15 protein-coding genes are annotated in these 20,047 nt (G+C 48.3%); 11 read left to right on the top strand and 4 right to left on the bottom strand.

The window, feature by feature from the left end; genetic code table 11:
* Positions 1-41: 41 nt before the first annotated feature.
* The 8 genes from BZG73_RS06345 to rmf all read left to right on the top strand — a co-directional run bounded on the left by BZG73_RS06345 (position 42) and on the right by rmf (position 12,343).
* Positions 42-260 (top strand): DUF2835 domain-containing protein, encoded by a 219-nt coding sequence (locus BZG73_RS06345; RefSeq protein WP_046073214.1) that lies wholly within the window; start codon positions 42-44, stop codon positions 258-260.
* A 203-nt stretch (positions 261-463) separates the two neighbouring features.
* Complete coding sequence (locus BZG73_RS06340; RefSeq protein WP_077667864.1) at positions 464-5,284, top strand: NAD-glutamate dehydrogenase; 4,821 nt, start codon at positions 464-466, stop codon at positions 5,282-5,284.
* Between the two features lie 65 nt (positions 5,285-5,349).
* Complete coding sequence (gene pyrD / locus BZG73_RS06335) at positions 5,350-6,363, top strand: quinone-dependent dihydroorotate dehydrogenase (RefSeq protein ID WP_046073216.1); 1,014 nt, start codon at positions 5,350-5,352, stop codon at positions 6,361-6,363.
* 139 nt (positions 6,364-6,502) lie between these two features.
* On the top strand, positions 6,503-7,057 hold the full coding sequence (locus tag BZG73_RS06330; protein WP_046073217.1) for a cell division protein ZapC: 555 nt from the start codon (positions 6,503-6,505) through the stop codon (positions 7,055-7,057).
* Positions 7,058-7,704: 647 nt separating this feature from the next.
* Positions 7,705-9,834 (top strand): bifunctional 23S rRNA (guanine(2069)-N(7))-methyltransferase RlmK/23S rRNA (guanine(2445)-N(2))-methyltransferase RlmL, encoded by a 2,130-nt coding sequence (gene rlmKL / locus BZG73_RS06325; protein ID WP_077667863.1) that lies wholly within the window; start codon positions 7,705-7,707, stop codon positions 9,832-9,834.
* Complete coding sequence (locus tag BZG73_RS06320; protein WP_077606192.1) at positions 9,831-10,085, top strand: glutaredoxin family protein; 255 nt, start codon at positions 9,831-9,833, stop codon at positions 10,083-10,085. Before rlmKL ends, BZG73_RS06320 begins: the two co-directional genes overlap by 4 nt.
* Positions 10,072-11,982 (top strand): ABC transporter ATP-binding protein, encoded by a 1,911-nt coding sequence (locus BZG73_RS06315; protein ID WP_077667862.1) that lies wholly within the window; start codon positions 10,072-10,074, stop codon positions 11,980-11,982. Before BZG73_RS06320 ends, BZG73_RS06315 begins: the two co-directional genes overlap by 14 nt.
* Positions 11,983-12,172: 190 nt before the next feature.
* On the top strand, positions 12,173-12,343 hold the full coding sequence (gene rmf, locus BZG73_RS06310) for a ribosome modulation factor (protein WP_077458712.1): 171 nt from the start codon (positions 12,173-12,175) through the stop codon (positions 12,341-12,343).
* A 232-nt stretch (positions 12,344-12,575) separates the two neighbouring features.
* Here rmf and fabA read toward each other — a convergent pair whose 3' ends face one another.
* Together fabA and BZG73_RS06300 are read right to left on the bottom strand one after the other, a co-directional pair.
* A complete protein-coding gene (gene fabA / locus BZG73_RS06305; protein ID WP_046073221.1) occupies positions 12,576-13,091 on the bottom strand; it encodes a bifunctional 3-hydroxydecanoyl-ACP dehydratase/trans-2-decenoyl-ACP isomerase in 516 nt (171 codons plus the stop codon).
* 68 nt (positions 13,092-13,159) lie between these two features.
* Positions 13,160-14,815: an AAA family ATPase gene (locus BZG73_RS06300; protein ID WP_077667861.1), complete on the bottom strand. Its 1,656-nt coding sequence runs from the start codon at positions 14,813-14,815 to the stop codon at positions 13,160-13,162.
* Positions 14,816-14,998: 183 nt separating this feature from the next.
* Here BZG73_RS06300 and matP point away from each other — a divergent pair, with 183 nt between their 5' ends.
* Together matP and BZG73_RS06290 are read left to right on the top strand one after the other, a co-directional pair.
* Entirely contained in the window at positions 14,999-15,448 is a 450-nt protein-coding gene (gene matP, locus BZG73_RS06295; RefSeq protein ID WP_046073223.1) for a macrodomain Ter protein MatP, read from the top strand.
* 31 nt (positions 15,449-15,479) lie between these two features.
* Entirely contained in the window at positions 15,480-15,770 is a 291-nt protein-coding gene (locus tag BZG73_RS06290; RefSeq protein ID WP_046073224.1) for a DUF3634 family protein, read from the top strand.
* Between the two features lie 269 nt (positions 15,771-16,039).
* On the opposite strand, the gene BZG73_RS06285 is transcribed toward BZG73_RS06290, so the two are convergent.
* Both BZG73_RS06285 and BZG73_RS06280 read right to left on the bottom strand, forming a co-directional pair.
* Positions 16,040-18,160 (bottom strand): ATP-binding protein, encoded by a 2,121-nt coding sequence (locus tag BZG73_RS06285; RefSeq protein ID WP_077667860.1) that lies wholly within the window; start codon positions 18,158-18,160, stop codon positions 16,040-16,042.
* A gap of 2 nt (positions 18,161-18,162) precedes the next feature.
* On the bottom strand, positions 18,163-19,353 hold the full coding sequence (locus BZG73_RS06280; RefSeq protein WP_077667859.1) for an FIST signal transduction protein: 1,191 nt from the start codon (positions 19,351-19,353) through the stop codon (positions 18,163-18,165).
* A 142-nt stretch (positions 19,354-19,495) separates the two neighbouring features.
* Between BZG73_RS06280 and BZG73_RS06275 the strand changes: the two genes are divergently transcribed.
* On the top strand, positions 19,496-20,047 hold a 552-nt coding region (locus tag BZG73_RS06275; protein ID WP_131826187.1), incomplete at its 3' end, for a Rossmann-fold NAD(P)-binding domain-containing protein.

Genomic DNA, 20,047 nt, shown 5'->3' with positions numbered 1-20,047 from the left:
GATTGGTTTGCGGTGTCACGGTGATAGGTTGAGCGGAAGAGATGGAGTATTATTTTAACGTTTACATTGCTTACTCAGAGTATCAACACTACTACAGTGGTGCCGCGGCCAATGTGGTGGTGACGACCGATCAGGGTCTGCGTCTTCAGATCCCGGCTTCGCGTTTTCGTCCTTTCCTATCGCAACTCGGTATACGCGGGCGTTTTAAACTGGTGACCGACGCCAACCATAAGTTCCAGTCGTTAATGCGGGTTGCCTAGTGGGGCGCGAGTGATGCCTCGCCAATTCTTCTGTTTAAATAGCCACATCAGTCACATTCTGGCGAAATTCGCGTAAATCCAGCCGTTTACCTATAACGTTTTTACCTGCCAAGCCTTACACTAGACAGTGCGTTTGTTAACGCAATGTTTACCTCTGAATACTCACAACGATAATGTTCTAAAAAGGACAACGGAGCTCCAGAATGACCTCGCGTGACCCTATAGTACCTGTGTTACTTGAGAAGGTTTATCAGCTGATTGCCGATAAACTGGATGATACTCAACAACCACTTGTCGATGCATTAGCCAAAAGGATATTGGGTCAAATCTCTGATGATGACTTGCAGGAACGCAATGAGTCAGATCTCTATGGTGCTGTGATGAGTTTGTGGCACCATCTAAACACCTTCGAACAAGACAAAGTGTTTGTAAAAGTCTTTAACCCGAGCCTAAGTGGCAATGGCTGGCAGTCCACCCACACCATTGTCGAGATCTTAGCACCAGATGCCCCCTTCCTGGTCGACTCGGTGCGCATGGCCCTCAACCGTTTGGGGATCACGACCCACCTAATGCTTAATACCCCGATAAAATCACAAAAAAATGATCAGGGTAACGTGATTGGGATTGGCGGTGACAACGGGCAGTTCCAAAGTACGTTCCACATCGAAATCGACAAAATGTCCGATGAGTCAGAGATGGCTGCATTAGAGGCGGAATTGTCTGAAACCTTGATGGATGTGGTGATGGTGGTAAACGACTGGAAGCCGATGCGTGAGCAAATGCTTGCGCTGGTATCGGAGCTGAAAGATACACCGTTACCCATTGATGATGAACGTCGCCAAGAAGCGATCGAGTTTTTGAGCTGGATTACCGATAACAACTTTACCTTTATGGGGTATAAGTGTTTTGACTTAGTCGCGGTGGAAGGGGATTACGAGCTTCGTGCTAGCGCAGATTGCAATGCACTCGGCTTAGCCAAAAAGCATAAATCGCCCGCCGTCCTTAGCCTATCAGACATGCCAGAGTCAGCGCGCGCCGAGGCGCTGAAAAAAGAATTACTGGTGTTGACGAAAAGCAATGCCAAATCTCGTGTCCATCGTCCGGCTTATGTGGATTACATCGGGATCAAAAAATTTGATCAAGATGGCAATGTGATTGGTGAGCACCGTTTCACCGGTCTTTATGCATCTTCAGCGTATAACCAATCCACCGCCAGTATTCCCGTCTTGCGTAACAAAGTGCGTCGCATTCTTGATAACAGTGGCTTTTATCGTGAATCACACTCGTGGAAAGCACTGGCGAATATTTTGGAAAACTATCCCCGTGATGAGCTTTTTCAGGCGACCGAAGAAGAAATGCGCGACGTTGGCATGGGCGTGGTGCAAATGCAAGATCGTGACATGCTGCGCGTGTTTGTTCGTCGCGATCCATTCGGGCGGTTTTTCTCGTGCATGGTGTATATCACCCGTGAGCGCTATAACACCGAGTTCCGTCGTCAAACCCAACGTATTCTTCAGCAGTACTTTGGCTCTGATCAGACGGTAGAATTTACCACTTTCTTCTCGGAAAGCCCCTTGGCGCGGACGCACTATATCGTCCGAGTAGAAAACAACAATTTCGATATTGATGTGAAGAAGATCGAACACAATCTAACAGAAGCGGCTTCGTCTTGGGACGATCGTCTGCAAGAGGCTGTGATCGCAAACTTTGGTGAAAACCGAGGCACACCGATCGCCAAGCGTTACCTGCGGGCGTTCCCACGTTCGTACAAAGAGGCCATGCTGCCTGGATCAGCGGTGGCGGATATTGAGCGCCTTGAGGGACTCAGTGATGATAACAAGCTCGATATGCTGCTTTATCGCCCCCAAGAGGTAAGCCATCAATCGAACGCGATCAGCCTGAAACTCTTCCAAAAAGGCGAACCTATTCACTTGTCTGATGTGATGCCAATGCTAGAAAACCTTGGCTTACGCGTGATTGGTGAATCACCTTATGAAGTAGAAACCAGTCAAGGGGATGTATACTGGATCCTCGACTTTTCGATGTTGCACAGTGCTGGATCGGCGTTTGATCTTGGTAATGCCCGGGATCGTTTTCAGCATGCCTTTGCGGATATCTGGCATGGCCGCCTAGATAACGATGGCTTCAACCGCTTGGTGCTTAATGCCGGTTTGTCGGGGCGCGAAGTGACGATTTTACGTGCGTATGCGCGTTATATGCGTCAAATTGGCTTTCCATTTAGCCAGGCCTATATTGAAGAGACGCTAGCGTCACACTCTCAACTTGCCAGTTTCTTGGTAAAACTATTCAATACGCGTTTTGATCCGGTTGGTAAACAAACGAAGCGGGCACAAGACATCATCATCAATGATATCGAAGAAGCCCTCGATAATGTCGAGAGTCTTGATGATGACCGTATTATTCGCCGCTATATGGAAATCATGTTGGCGACCACGCGAACGAACTTTTTCCAAAAAGATCCGGACAATGGCCAAGACAAGCCTTACTTGTCGTTAAAACTCGAGGCCTCTGAGATCCCGGATATGCCTAAACCTGTTCCGGCATTCGAGATCTTCGTGTATTCACCGGATGTAGAAGGGGTGCATTTACGCGGCGGCAAAGTCGCACGTGGTGGCTTGCGGTGGTCCGATCGGCAAGAAGACTTCCGCACCGAAGTGCTGGGGCTGGTTAAAGCGCAGCAAGTGAAAAACACGGTGATTGTGCCCGTCGGAGCCAAAGGTGGGTTTGTATGCAAGCGACAGCACCAGCTCTCGGGCCGAGATGCAATTTTTGCAGAAGGGAAGCGCTGCTATCGGATCTTCATCCAAGGGTTGCTCGATATTACCGATAATATCGTGGAAGGCACCCTGACACCGCCGCAACACGTTGTGCGTCATGACGAAGATGATGCCTATCTCGTGGTGGCTGCAGATAAAGGTACCGCGACCTTCTCCGACCTTGCTAACAGTGTCTCAGCGCAATATAACTTCTGGCTGGGCGATGCTTTCGCGTCTGGTGGCTCCAACGGTTATGACCACAAAAAAATGGGGATCACCGCAGCGGGTGCTTGGGAATCGGTGAAGCGTCATTTCCGCGAAGTGGATATCAATTGTCAAACCACAGACTTTACCTGTGTGGGGATTGGCGATATGGGAGGCGACGTGTTTGGTAATGGCATGTTGCTCTCTAAACATATTCGCTTAGTGGCAGCCTTTAACCACATGCATATCTTCATTGACCCTGAACCTGATGCCGCGAAAAGCTGGAAAGAGCGTCAACGCCTTTTCAACCTGCCGCGCTCAAGCTGGGAAGATTATGACAGCGAGTTGATTTCCAAAGGCGGGGGGATATTCTCCCGTCGAGCGAAGTCGATTAACTTAACGCCAGAAATACAAAAACTGCTTGGTACACGCAAGCAATCCATGGCGCCGAACGATCTGATCAAACAGATCTTAAAAGCCAAAGTCGATCTGCTATGGAATGGTGGGATTGGCACCTATGTTAAATCGTCCGATGAAACCCATACCTCTGTTGGCGATCGCGCCAATGATGGGTTACGTGTTAACGGCAATGAAGTCGGTGCGCGCATTATCGGTGAAGGCGGTAACTTAGGGATGACACAACTGGGGCGTATTGAGTATGCGCTCAAAGGTGGCCGCGTCAATACCGACTTCATTGACAATGTCGGCGGGGTAGATTGCTCAGATAACGAAGTCAATATCAAGATCTTGCTCAATGGGCTGGTCGCTGCCGGTGACTTGACCATGAAAAAACGCAACGAGCTTTTGGAGCGGATGGAAGATGAAGTGTCTGATATCGTGCTTGAAGATGCGTACAGTCAGAGCGAGTCAATTTCCGTAACCCACAATCAGCAAGCGGCGTTATTAAAAGAGCAGATCCGCTTTATTCATTATCTTGAAAAAGAGGGCAAGCTGGATCGTGCACTTGAATATTTGCCGGATGATGAGACCTTGTCTGAGCGTAACTTACGTGGCACGGGCCTAACTCGCCCAGAAATTGCTGTGCTGGTGGCGTACGGGAAGATGGTGCTCAAAGAGCAACTGGTGGTTGATGAAGTGACGCAAGATGCACACTTTGGCCAGCTACTCCCCAGTTATTTCCCGAAAGAGTTACAGCGTCACTATCGCAAAGAAATGGAATCCCATCCATTGAGAGGCGAGATCATTGCTACCGCCTTGGCGAACCAGATGTCGAACGACATGGGCTTCAATTTCATTACGCGTATGCAAGATGAAACGGGAGCAAGTGTCAGTGACATTGCCAAATCGTATGCGATTGCCCGTGATGTGTTTGGTTTTGAACAACTGTTTGACGATGTGCGAGCGCTAGATAATCAGGTCAGCGCCAAGGTGCAATACGATATCTTGTTCCGTTGTCGCCGGATGCTACGCCGAGCAACCCGATGGATGCTACGTAACAAACGCAAAGGGGAAAGTATCGAGGCACAAGTGGCCTTTTATCGTCCGGCGCTGCAAAACTTGGTCGAGCACTTGGATGACTATCTGGTTGAGAGTGAAATCAAAGAGCATGATCAACAAGCGGAGACGCTACGACAAGCTGGGGTGCCGGATGCACTGGCGAATAGAGTCTGTCGTCTAACCAGCGTGTTCTCTGGATTGGACTTAGCACAGGTGTCAGAGCAGCTGAATAAACCGTTCGAGCTGGTGGCACGCTTGTACTATGTGCTAGGGGATAGCTTGTCACTGCACTGGTTCTTGAAACAAATCAACAACCAACCGGTGGATAACCACTGGCAAGCGTTGGCGCGTGCGTCTTTCCGCGAAGATCTGGATTGGCAGCAACGATTACTCTCCGCCCGTATCGTGTCCGAAATGGCAACCGATCAAGATGCTGAGACGGGATTAGCCCAGTGGATGGATGAGCACGTAGTCATTCTCGGGCGTTGGCAGAGCATTGTTGATGAGTTCAAAGTGGGCTCAGTGCATGAGTTTGCCAAGTTCTCCGTCGCGTTACGCGAATTGTCGCTGTTAAATTTAAATTGAATTAAAGCGCCAATAACGCAATAATCTAGCCCCGTTTATACGGGGCTTTTTTATTAGGAGGGATAATGCTTTACCGCCTCGCCAGACCGGCTATCTTTCAGTTAGATCCAGAAAAAGCACATGATCTAACCATCAACACCCTTTCTCGATTCCATCACACCCCGCTTCGTTTTCTCTATTCCCAACAGCTTCCTCCTCGTCCAGTTACCGTAATGGGACTCAACTTTAATAATCCCGTTGGTCTAGCGGCAGGATTGGACAAAAACGGCGAGTGCATAGAAGCCTTTGGTGCGATGGGTTTTGGTTTTGTGGAAGTGGGGACAGTGACACCCCGGCCACAACCGGGAAACGACAAACCTCGACTTTTTCGTATTAAAGCCGCCGAGGGGATCATCAACCGTATGGGGTTCAATAACCTGGGGGTTGATGCGTTGGTAGAAAACGTCAAGCGTGCGAAAAACTTCGACGGTGTGTTGGGTATTAATATTGGCAAGAACAAAGATACACCCATCGAGCAGGGCACCGATGACTATGTCGTCTGTATGCGAAAAGTGTACCCATATGCCGACTATATCGCCGTTAATATCTCGTCGCCCAATACGCCAGGATTACGGACGTTGCAATATGGCGAGATGTTCGACGAACTCCTGAGCACACTGAAAGCCGAACAGGCACAGTTGGCAGACACTCACGATAAATACGTGCCTCTGACGGTTAAGATTGCCCCAGATTTGAGTGAAGAAGAAATTCAACAAGTGGCGCAAGCACTGATTCGTCACCAGATCGATGGTGTGATTGCGACCAACACCACGCTTGAGCGCTCATTGGTAGATGGTATGCCTCATTATCGTGAAGCGGGTGGGCTAAGTGGCCGTCCTGTTCAACTAAAAAGCACCGAGGTTATTCGTCAACTACATCGTGCGCTCGATGGGGCGATGCCCATCATCGGTGTAGGGGGAATTGATTCAGTCACGGCGGCGCGTGAAAAGTTGGAGGCAGGAGCCGACTTGGTGCAAGTCTACTCTGGGTTGATTTACCAAGGCCCTGGGCTCATAAAACAAATCGTGCGTCATATTTAAGTTAGGAAATAAAGTCTTAAGGTATAAAAGGGGGCGTTTTCTTCCCCTTTTTTTTTCGCTTCAGCCCATTACACTTCAGGCAATGGCAGTTTTGGTATCGCCAGACACCCAGTTAGTGAGTCATCGCGGGAGCTGAAGTATGTTAAAACCTAACAATGCATGGAGATGGTATTTCGATAATACGTCGAATTCACTAATGCTGGATTTAGGCGACGACATGGTTTTTCGCGTGGCGGTCAACGCCAAACATCTCATCCCCGATGCGTTCTCATCATCCCCATTTTCTGTTGAGGATGCATCACTCTTTCAACGTTTGACCGATCCCCTGTCAAACCTCTCTCTTTCCGGCCCTCGTCAGGCCGAACTCGCTTTGAACGCAGTGGCAGCCTATCGCTTCCACAAACCTGTCTTACCTAAAAGCTGGTTTTTCGAGCCACAACAAGACACTATCGCCACCCCTGAGTGGGGGCAAATAGTCGAGCTCACCAGCCAAACAGGGGATAGGGCGCCGTTTATTATCATAGAGAACGCCGGTTCTGCCTCGCTCTGCATGCTCGCACGTGAGGCTGATTTTGAACTGAGCGCGAATAAAACAATGGCGTTTTGTGGTGCGATTAAAGTAATGAACGACCGGCTATCGCAACCAATACTTCAAACAAATAGCCAAAAAGGTCGCTTTGCGTTAGTGGGCTGAGTGGTTTTCACTCAGCCCACGCCTCCTTTCTTCCCTCACTTTTCGTGTTTCTTGTACAGACTACAGCGCTATAGCTGTATCTTGACGTTTCTTATACCAAACAGATGTGCATAAAAAATGTGATATCAGTTCATTTTATGAGCGAAAAGTGTGCACATGCCTGCGCATTTTTTCATTGATTTTGGGGGGTTTTCACCCTTATAAGGCCAATGAATGACGTTTTTCTTCCTATTTTAGCCGTTAAAATGCTTGAATAAACCCATCCTGGTCTAGTCCAGTTTACGCAATTTGCGATTCGTTCCCAAAGGGAAAGATAAGCCATTTTCGTTTTAATAGTATCAGACATAATGTGCGTAATAGTCACAGTGAATGCTTACACGCGTTCAGCTCAAAACGGATTTGGCGAGGTGAGATGAGTGACAAAGCAAGGTGGTTTCCTGAGGGAAACAGGTATGCGCATCTAGTTGGGGTGATTGATTCTCATTGGAAACAAAGGCATCTAGATATCTGTTTCTTAGTGGAAACAACAATCCGGCGATTTATTCATCACTCAATGAGATTGTCGCCGCTTGGGTCAACGATAGGCGTAAGATTGATGTATAATCGCCGCCATGATGACAACGACGCCCAAAGGGTGTAGAGACTGAATGAAACACTATCTCGCAATAACCGCTCGAGGTCTCGAGCACATGCTAGCTCAAGAGCTTGAACAACTTGGCGTATCTAGCCTCAAACAAGTCCATGCAGGGGTTAAATTTAAAGCCGACGATTCAACACTGTATCAATGCTGTTTATGGAGTCGGATTGCGTCACGGTTCGTCTTGGTGTTGGGCGAGTTTGCGGTGCGCGATGATATGGATCTCTACCTCGGTGCAACGGCCATTAACTGGCCAGATTATTTTCACGCCAGTCAGCGGATTGCGGTGGACTTTAATGGTACCAATCGCGAGATACGTAACAGCCAGTACGGGGCGTTGAAAGTCAAAGATGCGATTGTAGACAAATTTGAAAAGTCGAATTTGCCCCGTCCAAGCGTCGACCGCGAGCAGCCTGATTTACGTATCCATATGCGGTTATCGAAAGATCAAGGCCTGCTTGGGATTGATATGGTGGGGAGCGGCCTGCATCAGCGTGGCTATCGTACCCAGGCTGGCGCGGCACCATTACGAGAAACCCATGCTGCGGCTTTGGTGTTACGGAGTGGCTGGAAGCCCGATCAGCCTTTGATGGACATCATGTGTGGCTCGGGCACCTTGCTGATAGAAGCGGCGATGATGGCAGCGAAAATTGCGCCTGGATTAAAGCGCAAGCGTTGGGGCTTTGAATCATTGTTGGGCTTTGATGATGAAGCCTTTAAAGCGCTCAAAGCTGAAGCGAGTGTCAAGGCGAAACGAGGTGTAAGTCAGTGCCAGACACGTTTTTATGGCACTGATAACGATGCCCGTATCATTGAGACAGCACGTGCGAATGCACGACGTGCTGGCGTTGGTGAATTGGTTGACTTTGAAACGGGTGATGCCACGCAAGTGACGCCGCCTGAGGGATTCTCAGGGGGACATATTCTTTCTAATCCGCCGTATGGGGAGCGCTTGGGAACCACGCCTGGCTTGATAGCCCTCTACACGCAGCTCGGTGATCACCTTAAAGAGGCATTTGCGGGGAACACGGTTTCTTTGTATTCAGGTTCGGAAGAGTTGCTTAGTTGCTTGCGGATGCGTGCGGATGACAAATTTAATCTACGCAACGGTGCGTTAGATTGTGTGATGAAAACCTATGCGATCACCGCGCGTGGTGAAAAATCGGAGAGTGAGGCGGCAAAGGCGGACGTCGCCCCAGATTTTGCTAATCGCTTGCGCAAGAACATGACCAAACTGGATAAATGGGCAAAGAAACAAGGGCTAGAGTGTTATCGACTCTATGATGCTGACTTACCGGACTATAAAGCCGCGATTGATCGGTATCGCGACTTTTTGGTCATCCAAGAATATGCGGCACCGAAAACCATTGAGCCAGAAAAAGCACGTCGTCGCTTGCTGGATATGGTGCGCGCAGCCATTGCGGTGACCGGTGTAGATGCCAATAAAGTGGTGCTAAAAACGCGCGAAAAGCAAAAGGGCAATAACCAATATCAAAAACTCGCCGGCGCATCTAGAACGATGACGGTCGATGAATATGGCGTGGCGCTTGAAGTTAATCTCTATGATTACCTGGATACAGGGTTATTTCTCGACCATCGCTATACCCGTCGTCTAATTGGTGAGAAAGCACAAGGGAAAGATTTCCTTAACCTCTTTGCCTACACGGGCAGCGCGTCCGTTCATGCTGCGGCAGGTGGTGCACGGTCTACAACGACTGTCGACATGTCAAAAACCTATATAGCGTGGGCTGAACGCAATATGGCGCTCAATGGCATTGTCGGGCGTCAGCACCGTTTTGAGCAGGCAGACTGTCTACAATGGATTCGCCAGTCTAACCAGCAATTTGATTTGATCTTTATCGATCCGCCGACATTCTCCAACTCGAAAAGAATGCAGAGCACTTTTGATGTTCAACGTGATCACCTTGATGTGCTTTTAGCACTGAAGGACCGTTTGCGTCCCGATGGGGAAATTATTTTTTCCAACAACAAACGGCACTTTAAGATGGATAGTGAGGGATTAGCCGCGGCCGGCTTACGTGCGGAGAATATTAGCAAGCGTTCGATTCCTGAAGATTTTGCCCGCAACCCACATATCCATAATTGCTGGATAATCCGTCATCAGGCAGTATCAGCATGACACTCGTATTGTTTAGCACGGAAGGGTGCCACCTTTGTGAACAAGCGTGGGCACTCTATCAATCTCTCGGTTATCAAACGCCACTCAACAGTCAAGACATTGCCTTTGACGATGCGCTCTTTGAGCGTTACGGCGTCACAATTCCTGTGATTGCAATCCGCGATCAGTCTGGAAAGGTGAGGGCTGAATTAGGATGGCCGTTTGATCACACACAATTACAAGCTTGGTTAACGCAACATGGCATTGATTAAAATAACCTCCGCCCAGTTGGCGTATGGCGACAACCCATTACTGGACAAAACAGACTTTATTCTTCAGCCAGGTGAGCGCGTGTGTCTTGTTGGACGCAATGGTGCGGGCAAGTCGACGCTGATGAAAGTCCTTGATGGTCAGGTACAGCTCGATGATGGCAGTATTCAAAGCCAATCTGAACTTAAAGTCTCTCGGCTTGAGCAAGATCCACCACGAGATAGTCAAGGAACTGTGTTTGACTATGTGGCCGAAGGTCTCGCTGAGGCAGGGGACAAGCTAAAGCAGTATCACCAACTGATCGCGAAGATCGAAACAGATCCTAGCGATCGCAACATAGCCGAGTTGGCCAAAGTGCAAGAAGCACTGGACCATGCTGACGCTTGGCGCTTTGACAATCAAATAATGGTGGTATTAGGGGCATTAGGACTGGAAGGTAACACCGCGCTTAAAGCCCTATCGGGTGGCTGGCAACGCAAAGCCGCCTTAGCGCGCGCACTTGTCTGCGAGCCGGATGTGTTGCTTCTTGATGAGCCAACTAACCATCTGGATGTTTCGACGATTCTGTGGTTGGAGCAGTTCTTGAAAGACTTTAAAGGCGCGATCGTCTTTATCTCGCATGACCGTTCGTTTATCGGGGCAATGGCCACGCGTATCGTGGATCTTGACCGCGGCAAGTTGACCTCATGGCCAGGTGATTATCAAACCTATCTGGACGGTAAAGAAGAAGCTCTGCGTGTAGAAGCGGAGCAAAATGCCGAGTTTGATAAAAAACTTGCCCAAGAAGAGGCCTGGATTCGTCAAGGTATCAAAGCGCGTCGCACCCGCAATGAAGGACGTGTACGCGCATTGAAAGCGCTACGGCAAGAGCGTGCGAGTCGTGTTGAGTTACAGGGTAACGCAAACCTGCAGCTCGATGACGCCAACCGCTCGGGGAAAATTGTGTTTGAAGCCGAAAACGTTGCCTTTACCTATCAAGATCAGCCACTGATTAAGCCATTTAGCTTTACGGTGATGCGCGGCGATCGCATTGCACTAATTGGCCCCAACGGATGCGGTAAGAGTACACTGTTGAAGCTGATGCTTGAAAAACTCACCCCAGACAGCGGGCACTTGCACGTGGGGACCAAGCTCGACGTAGCCTATTTTGACCAATATCGTGAGAAATTGGACCCAGAAAAAACGGTGATCGACAACCTGGCAGGGGGCAAAACAGAAGTTGAAGTAGGTGGCCGAAAACGTCATGTCATGGGTTATCTGCAAGACTTCTTGTTTCATCCACGCCGTGCGCAAACCCCGGTGAAAGCGCTATCAGGAGGAGAGAAAAACCGCCTATTGCTGGCCAAGCTTTTCCTCAAGCCTGCCAACTTACTGGTACTTGACGAGCCGACCAACGATCTTGATATCGAAACGCTCGAGTTGTTGGAAGACTTACTTTCACAGTTCCAGGGAACCTTGTTATTGGTCAGCCACGACCGTCAGTTTGTCGACAACACAGTGACACACAGCTGGATATTTGAAGGTGACGGCACCATTAATAAATTTGTTGGGGGGTATCACGATGCCCAACAACAGCGTGAGCAGTATCTCAAAGCTATCACACCCAATAGCCGTACCCATTCAATGAGAGGTGAGGCTGATACGGAACAAAAGACGGCAAAACCTAAGAGTAAGCCTCGCAAGCTATCTTATAAACTGCAACGTGAGCTAGAAGCCCTGCCGGCTCAGCTTGAGGCGTTAGAAGAAGAGATTGAAGCGTTACAATCAGAAATGAACGATCCTGATTTTTTCTCGAAAAGTCAGGACATTACTCAACCTAAACTGACCCGATTAGCTGAGGCTGAACAGGCATTAGAGCAAGCCTTTGAACGCTGGGAAGAATTAGAGGCTATGCAATAATTGCGTTAGTGACGTTGTCACATATAGAGGGATATGACTCACATTTTGTTTAGTCGTTGCTCGATAGTGCTTGCTTAAAAAATAATCATGATCGAAGCTGTAGAGGATGCTTCATAAAAACGTCATAGACGGAAGTATCCTTGCAAATGGCAAGCAGCATTGAACAAAATGGAATAAAGAGGGCGACCCTATGAAAAGACAGAAGCGAGATCGTTTGGAACGCGCACAGTCAAAGGGCTTTCAAGCTGGGATAAACGGTCGATCGTCTGAACTATGTCCTTACCAACAAACGGATGCGAGAAGTAGCTGGCTTGGCGGATGGCGCGAAGGCAGAACCAGTAAATCGGAAATGATGAAGTAACCTCTTTTTATATTTACGGCCTTATCGTTTTGGTAAGGCCTTTTTAAATACATCGTAATGCACTATAACTTTATATAACTACCTCTAAACAAACATAAGTACAGCAATCAATTTTTCCAATCACTAAGATATTTCCTTCTTAGTTGTCCAAAAGCGGAGAAGTACGTGATAAGTAGGAAGGGAGGGGTAATAGAAGCCGGCGATGGTCGTCTCACCGGCTCGACAGAGAGGATTAGAATGCGGATGTGTCTTGGAAAAGACCCACTTTCAGATCTTTAGCGACGTAAATCTCTTTATCATCAACGTAGACGCGGCCATCACCAACACCCATAACGAGTTTACGGTTAATCACGCGTTTCATGTGAATTTCATAACGAACACGCTTAGCCGTTGGCAATACTTGTCCGGTAAACTTCACTTCACCAACACCCAGGGCACGGCCTTTGCCTTCGCCGCCAACCCAGCCGAGGAAAAAGCCAACTAGCTGCCACATAGCATCTAAGCCAAGGCAACCTGGCATCACTGGATCACCTGGGAAATGGCAGTCGAAAAACCATAAATCTGGGTTGATATCCAACTCAGCGACAATCACGCCTTTATCAAAGTCACCACCTTGATCGGTAATGTTGGTGATACGGTCCATCATCAGCATGTTTGGTGCCGGAAGCTGTGGGCGTCCCGGGCCAAAGAGCTCACCTTGGCTAGATGCGAGTAAATCGTCGCGGTTATAGGAATTTTGGCGTTTCATTATATCTAAACTGCTCCTTATTCAATTGCGAGCAGGTTAGCGTACACGTGTACGCCAAACAACTCGGATCAGTACTGGCCAAACCAGTTTTTTAAGCGTTTAAACAAACTGTTGCAGCTTTGTTTTTCATCAGTATGAAAATGATTTATTCGATTAGATATTTTTCTTAGCAATGTCTCCTCATCGTCTCCGGAGAATGGGAGACCTGTCACAAGCGGCAAGGCTTGTTCGACATCATCCACCGCCCAAATATGAAATTGACCGGCTTTAATCGCTTCAACAACGTCGTTCCGTAGACACAAGGATGAGAGATTCGTTTTAGGTAACACGACACCTTGTTGACCGGTTAATCCTCGATGCGCGCAAACTTGATAATAACCTTCAATTTTTTCATTAATCCCGCCTACCGCTTGTACGCGACCAAATTGGTCAACTGCACCAGTGATGGCAATGGCTTGATTAATCGGTTGTTGAGATAGTGCGCTCACAAAGGCACACAACTCGGCCAAGGATGCACTGTCACCATCCACTTCACTATACGATTGTTCGAATACAATGGAAGCCGAATAGGGTAAAGGGTCATCAAGATTTAGCGCCACACTCACAAAGGCTTGCATAATCATCATGCCTTTGGCGTGAATGTTACCTGCAAGCTCGGCTTTGCGCTCCACATCAGCAATATCGCCATCACCGGAGTGAACAACACAAGAAATTCTCGCTGGCTCACCGTAACTCATCGGATGGCCAGGCACTTCGATCACAGTTAAACCGTTGATTTGGCCGATATGCTCGCCACGGGTATCAATAAAAACCTGTCCTTTGTGGATATCTTCAATCGCACGCTCGGGGAGATAGGCAGCACGTTGGTAACGCTGAGAGATAGCGGCATCAATGGCGGCTTTGTCGAGCGCATCCGACGCCGTTATGACAGACTCAGCCAGTAGTTGCTGATACCAAACTGGACACAAGGGCATCCGCCATTGATCTTCGCTTTCTCGTGCCCCTGCTTGTAATAAACGCACTAAGCCTGATTCTGTCATGGGTAAATGCGTTTGAGCGGTGACCAAGCCTTTAAGCCAAGCAAAGTAGGGCACAATGGTGGCCGAGTCGAGCGCAATGTCTTGCTCATATTCGGCATAAGCTGACAGACCTTCGTAGAGATCAGGCTCATTGGTTTCAAAGTCGGCCAGCCACTGTCTGTCGCCGACTAACACCAAACGTACGTTCAGTGCCTCATCGGGCAAATCCGTTACTTGATCGGCACGGGCGGTTTGCCAGGCGAGTTTGCCTGATGATAAAAACTGCTTGAGGCGCACCCAGACGCGTGGCTGCTGCAGTACATCCGCCACTTTTAAAATCAATACGCCATCGTGAGCTTGATGCAGTAAACCGTACTTCCTTTGTGACGCTGTCACATTTTTATTCGCATCATAAGCAAAGCCAAACAGTGTTGATTCGGTAAATGCGTCACCGATCACAACCGGCATCTCTGGGTACTGTGCAACTAATTCTGCTTGATAGGCATTAAGATATTGAGGCAAGTCAGCTGACATCACGGTAAGACAAGCCGTTGGACACGAAGGTAACATTAACCAAGTCAGTGCCTTTTTTAAGCGCGATTGCAGTGATAACAGTGAGGCCGCCTCTAAATGCGCGAATTGTGCAATGTCGAGAGAAAACTGAGAATAATGTGGTTTGGCATCACGCCAATCAACTTCATGCATGTCTATGATTACTGACTAAGATTAGAATGGACAGAGTATAAAGGATAACACACTGTGGTAATAGGATAGTGCGGCCATTGGATCGTCCACTGGCGTACGCGGTATCTTTGAGGTGTGCGATAATTGAACAGACAGCGAGTTAGTGTTACGCTGTCACCACTTGGCGTGACTGAAGCTTGGCATATGAAATATCAACAACTCGAGAACCTTGAGGCAGGCTGGAAATGGGCCTACCTAGTGAAAAAGTGGAAAGACGGTGACGCTGTCACAAAATACATTGATAGTGATGAGGCTCAGACGGCCGTTGACGCCTTGTTAGCGCTGGAGCATGAACCAACGCGTGTACATCAATGGATTGAAAAGCACATGTCACCTTCATTGGAGAAGAAACTAAAACAAGCGATTCGTGCCAAGCGCAAGCGTCACTTTAACGCCGAGCAAGAGCAAACGCGGAAAAAATCTATCGATTTGGATTATCGTGTGTGGGAGAAGCTCTCGCAAAAAGCACACGAGCTTGACGCGACCTTGTCAGATACCATTGAATATTTACTTTCTGAGGCTAATCGCTCAGAGAGTGCTAATAAGCAGGTAGACACCTTAAAGCAAGATCTGAGTAACTTGCTGGGTATGTAGAACCGTTTGACCGATAAGCGAGCATCGCAGTATGGGCTATTTTTTACTTATCTCTTTTGCCATCTTTCTCGCATTTATGTTGATTGACCGGCCACTGATCGTGATTGCGTTTAAAGATGGCCAGCTAGTGCGTCACAAAGGGAAAGTGCCGAAAGGTTTCTTACATGACTGCCAAGACATTGCGAAGCGTCATCCGTTCACGGGCACAGTGAAAGTGTATAGCAACCGCTTTAAACCCGCGAAGGTGGTGATGTCGCGCAGCATTGATAACCGCATTCAGCAACGCATCAAAAACGTATTCCCACATCAGTCATTCAAATAGCATCAGATTACAAGCCATGCTGGACAAGGAGCGATATGATAAGCGAGAAAAGCGATATCGCTCCTATATTGACTCGTACCCATCAGTGCGCATTATATAGATTATGTTAAATGCAAGTTTGAGGTCTGATGTTGGATACTGTTTCTGCTCGCCCAGCACTCTTCCTTTTTTGTCATTAAACGTAATTAGCTATTTACCATAAAATAGCTAATTACTACTTCCTTTAATCGTCATTACCCCAAGAGTTGCTTGGCCTAAGTCGATTCAAGTCAGCGGTAATTAGTGGAAAGATCTAATGGCTGATGAGCATGCAGTACGGCGTTAAGGCTTGCCGCCCTAATGGGCTTGGTAACAAAGTCATCCATGCCGGCACGGACACAGCGCTGTTTATCCTCATCCATTGCATTGGCGGTCAGCGCAATGATCGGTCGTTTAAACCCTGAAGCACGCAGCGCTTTGGTGGCAGCGATGCCGTCCATGACAGGCATCGACATATCCATCAGCACAAGATCAAATTCTGTTTGTTTAACCTGTGCCAGTGCTTCTTCACCATTGGATGCTAATACGACGGTATGACCCTGTTTTTCCAGCATTAACCTAACCACCATTTGATTAGCACGGCTATCTTCGGCGACCAATATCGACATAGCCTGCACGGCGTCGGCCGAGACGTTTGGTTGTGCTTGGTGTTTTTGTGCATCTTGAGGTGTTTCGACAATCGGCAAACGAACGCAGAAGTCAGTTCCCTGGTAAGGCTCACTTTCCACGTGAATACTGCCTCCCATCATCTCTACCAGCTTTTTACAAATGGATAATCCAAGGCCAGTACCGCCAAAGCGGCGAGTAATGCTGCCATCCGCTTGAGTAAAAGGCTCAAAGATTCGACCAATCTGTTTTTCGTCGATGCCGATTCCTGAATCTTTCACCCATAACTCGAGTAYATCATCATGAGCGTCAAGTGACACTGTCACCCCGCCGCGTTCCGTGAATTTTAAGGCATTGGCCACCAAGTTAAGGAGTATCTGCGTAAAGCGGTTCTCATCCATAAACAAGGTGTTGGGCACAGAAGAAGAGACACTAACAGAGAGGTTAATGCGCTTTTTATCGGCCCGCTCAATCAATTGTTGATAGACATTCGATACGCTATCGCTGGGCTTCATCAATGAGGGAGATAGTGAAAAACGGTTGGACTCAATTTTAGATAGATCGAGAACATCGCTGATCAATGTTAGCAATAGCTGAGCAGATTTATCCATTTGCCCTACCCACTGCTTTTGTTCTTGCGTTAATGAAGAGTGTTGCAATGCATCGATCAATCCTAAAACAGCATTGAGCGGCGTGCGGATTTCGTGGCTCATAACGGCAAGAAACTGCGATTTGGCATTATTGGCTAACTCAGCTTGCTGACGAGCCTGTTGCAATTCGACAACACGACGCTTGGTCGCAGTGATATCTTTAGCCGTCCCTCGATAACCGGCGAGCTCACCGCGCTTATTATAGCAAGGACGGCCTGAGAGGCTTACCCAGTAGTCATGGTGACGAGATTCTATATGCCATTCAATATCGCTAAAGGCTTCTTCTGTGTATATGTACTCTTCTAATTTCGTTTTTAATTCGGCGTCTGATTTGAGCTTTGCCAGCAGGGCTTCAGCATCGATGTCGGTATCAGTATTGGGTGATGACAGGTAAGTCAGTTGAAATTGGTTGTCGAGCTCCCAAAACCAGTCACTGGCTGTTTGGGCAAAGTCTTGAAAGCGTTGCCGGCTAGCATTTAGTTCCTGAGTGCGACTCCCCACTAATGCATGTAGACGGTGACGGTAGTCGATATCCATAATGGTGCGTTCAATCAAGGGGCGAAATCGGTCGATGACTTGCTGGGCTTCGTTATTAAATGCATCGCGGCGGTGTGACAGCAAAATAAGCATGACTTCGCTGTCATTTACCGTTAACCCGCTAATCAGCGCAGTACCTTGTAAATAACTGGCGTATTGATGCGTTAAGCAATGCATCTCTTTCACCATGCCAGGTTTATAGATAGCAACCGTTTCACCACTTACACAGCGGCGAAACACATCGCCTGTTTGCCAAGTGACTGTTTCCAGTAAGCTTTCAGTCGATACGAGACAGCGAAACGCATCTTCTGTTTCTCGGTTGCGGCTTAGCGCCACGGCGCTATCAAAGCTGACATACCGGCGGATCACATCAAGTAAGGAAGCAAAAATATCGGTTTTTGACGTCGCTTCCGTCATGGCTGAGATTGCCGACAAAATCGCGTCGTTTTCTTCCCTTAAACGCTTTTCTCTTGCTTCAACACGACTGAGTTCAAATAAGGTTTCTTGTAAAGATTCAGAGTCTGAACGTTCAGAGGCCGATACGCGTTTCGACGTCATGATTAATCCTTATGAAATAACACAGCCGAGATCATTAAATTACCATGGGACAGTTCCCCACCTTTAAACAAGCCTTGTTCACCAAAGGTAAACGGGCAGACAAACGGCGCAGTGTATAAGGCCGTGTTGATATTGTCGGCGACTTGGTCAAGGCGATCTTTGACATGAAGCATACACCCCGCACAATAAATCGCCAGTCCACCTAGAGGTTGAGGCGTTCGCAGCGCATGATCGTTTGCCGATTCCACGACTCGACTTGCACGGGCAATCAACCCTTCACTGGTGCCTGTCATAAAGTGCGCGGTTTGCCCTACGGCTATTTGCGAGAAGAGTTCCATGTGCCCTTCTTGGTTAACAAACATGGGGTGTGACAAGGTGTAATAAGGTAAGCCGTGTATCTTGCCCGTTTGTGTCCCGAGCGGATACAAGGTTGATCGTGCGAACAGCGAGTCGCCTAAATCTAGCGTTTGCCCGGTTTCTTCTTCGTACCAGTTTTTATAAACCGCCGATGCGGGTTTATGGTCCAAACTCACTAAGGTGCGACCACGTACCTCTGTGACGACGGCCTTCTTGGTGGTGGCCGCATAACCAGAGTGGAATGAATAACTCACCCGTGCGGTTGGATAAAAAACACTGATTGCGATGCCAGATTGCGCGGTTTGCTCATTATCGAAAATGGCCCATCGTCCGCCGACGGTGTCGGCCGCAGCGGAGCCACCTATCACTGGGACCGATACGCCCAACTCTTCTCGAATGGCGGCTAACGTCGTTTCCTCATCACCCGGTGTACTGTGTAAAGCGATGAGTTTGGGGAGCTCGCCACAACGGCCGCTCTCTTCTATCGCTTGATTAAGCGCAATGCGCGCTGAATCGCGTATAGGACGATGGGCTTGGTGTGGCACGAGGGATGTGCCGTAACTTCCCTTTTCATCACTGCAAGCCCAGACGGCGGCTGTCGGCCCTTCGATATAACCGGCTTGCGTCATGACACCGCAGCAGGTCGTACACCCTATCAATGGCACGCCAGGGAAAAGCGCAACCATTGCTCGCTGAAGTGTATCAACATCGTATTGTTCCGTGCAGTAGAGCATTAAAAGCTTAGGTGCCTTTAGACGGCCTAATAAAGCGCGCGCCAGTGTTTGCGCGGCATCTACTGCGTCTGGATTTTGTGTGCATGCCGTGGCTATTTTCATCTTAATGTTCGTTATTGTGCTCGCGATTTATCACGATTTTAATGATACCTGCATCAGGCAATCAAATCATTGCGCTAGTCGGCTGAAATAGTGGTTAAAATCACGTATCCTATTTCCCATTTATATCGCTAGAGTGCTCAACATGGATTGTCGACCCGTTGCGTTATTCGGTGGAGCCTGCGCCTTGGGTGCCACTATCGCCTACCAATTGGCCGCGAAAGGCTATACGCCAATTATTATTGATCATAATCAAACGGCAGCGCTCGATATCGTCGCTCATGATCCCAGAGTCAGATTTAAAGAAGCACCTGTATTCACGCCCGGTACCCTCCAAGCCACGCTTGATCAGTGCACCGCGCAACTCTCCCCTTTTGTCGGTGCTGTTGTCGTGTCTGAGCAGGGGCATGCCTATATACAATCACTAGGGGTTGGTGGGCTGGATTCATTTTGTCAGATGGGGGCTCGTTGTGTCGTTATTCATACGAACAGCCATCTGAGCAACGCCCCCCTACTAAATGACAAGCTGGCTACAAATCGCCTGCAACGGATTAACAGTATAAGTTTCTGGTCGGATCACAATATTAACACTGATGTGGAAACATTACCGTCGCGTAAAAAGAGCGAAGTTTTATCTCCATTGGTATGTTTTCTTTTAAGTGATGAGTCAAATAGCATTAATAATCAAGAATTTAAG

Origin of the sequence: Salinivibrio siamensis (assembly GCF_001996005.1) — a bacterium.
Taxonomy (GTDB): domain Bacteria; phylum Pseudomonadota; class Gammaproteobacteria; order Enterobacterales; family Vibrionaceae; genus Salinivibrio; species Salinivibrio siamensis.
This window is presented reverse-complemented; position numbering and strand designations above follow the sequence as displayed.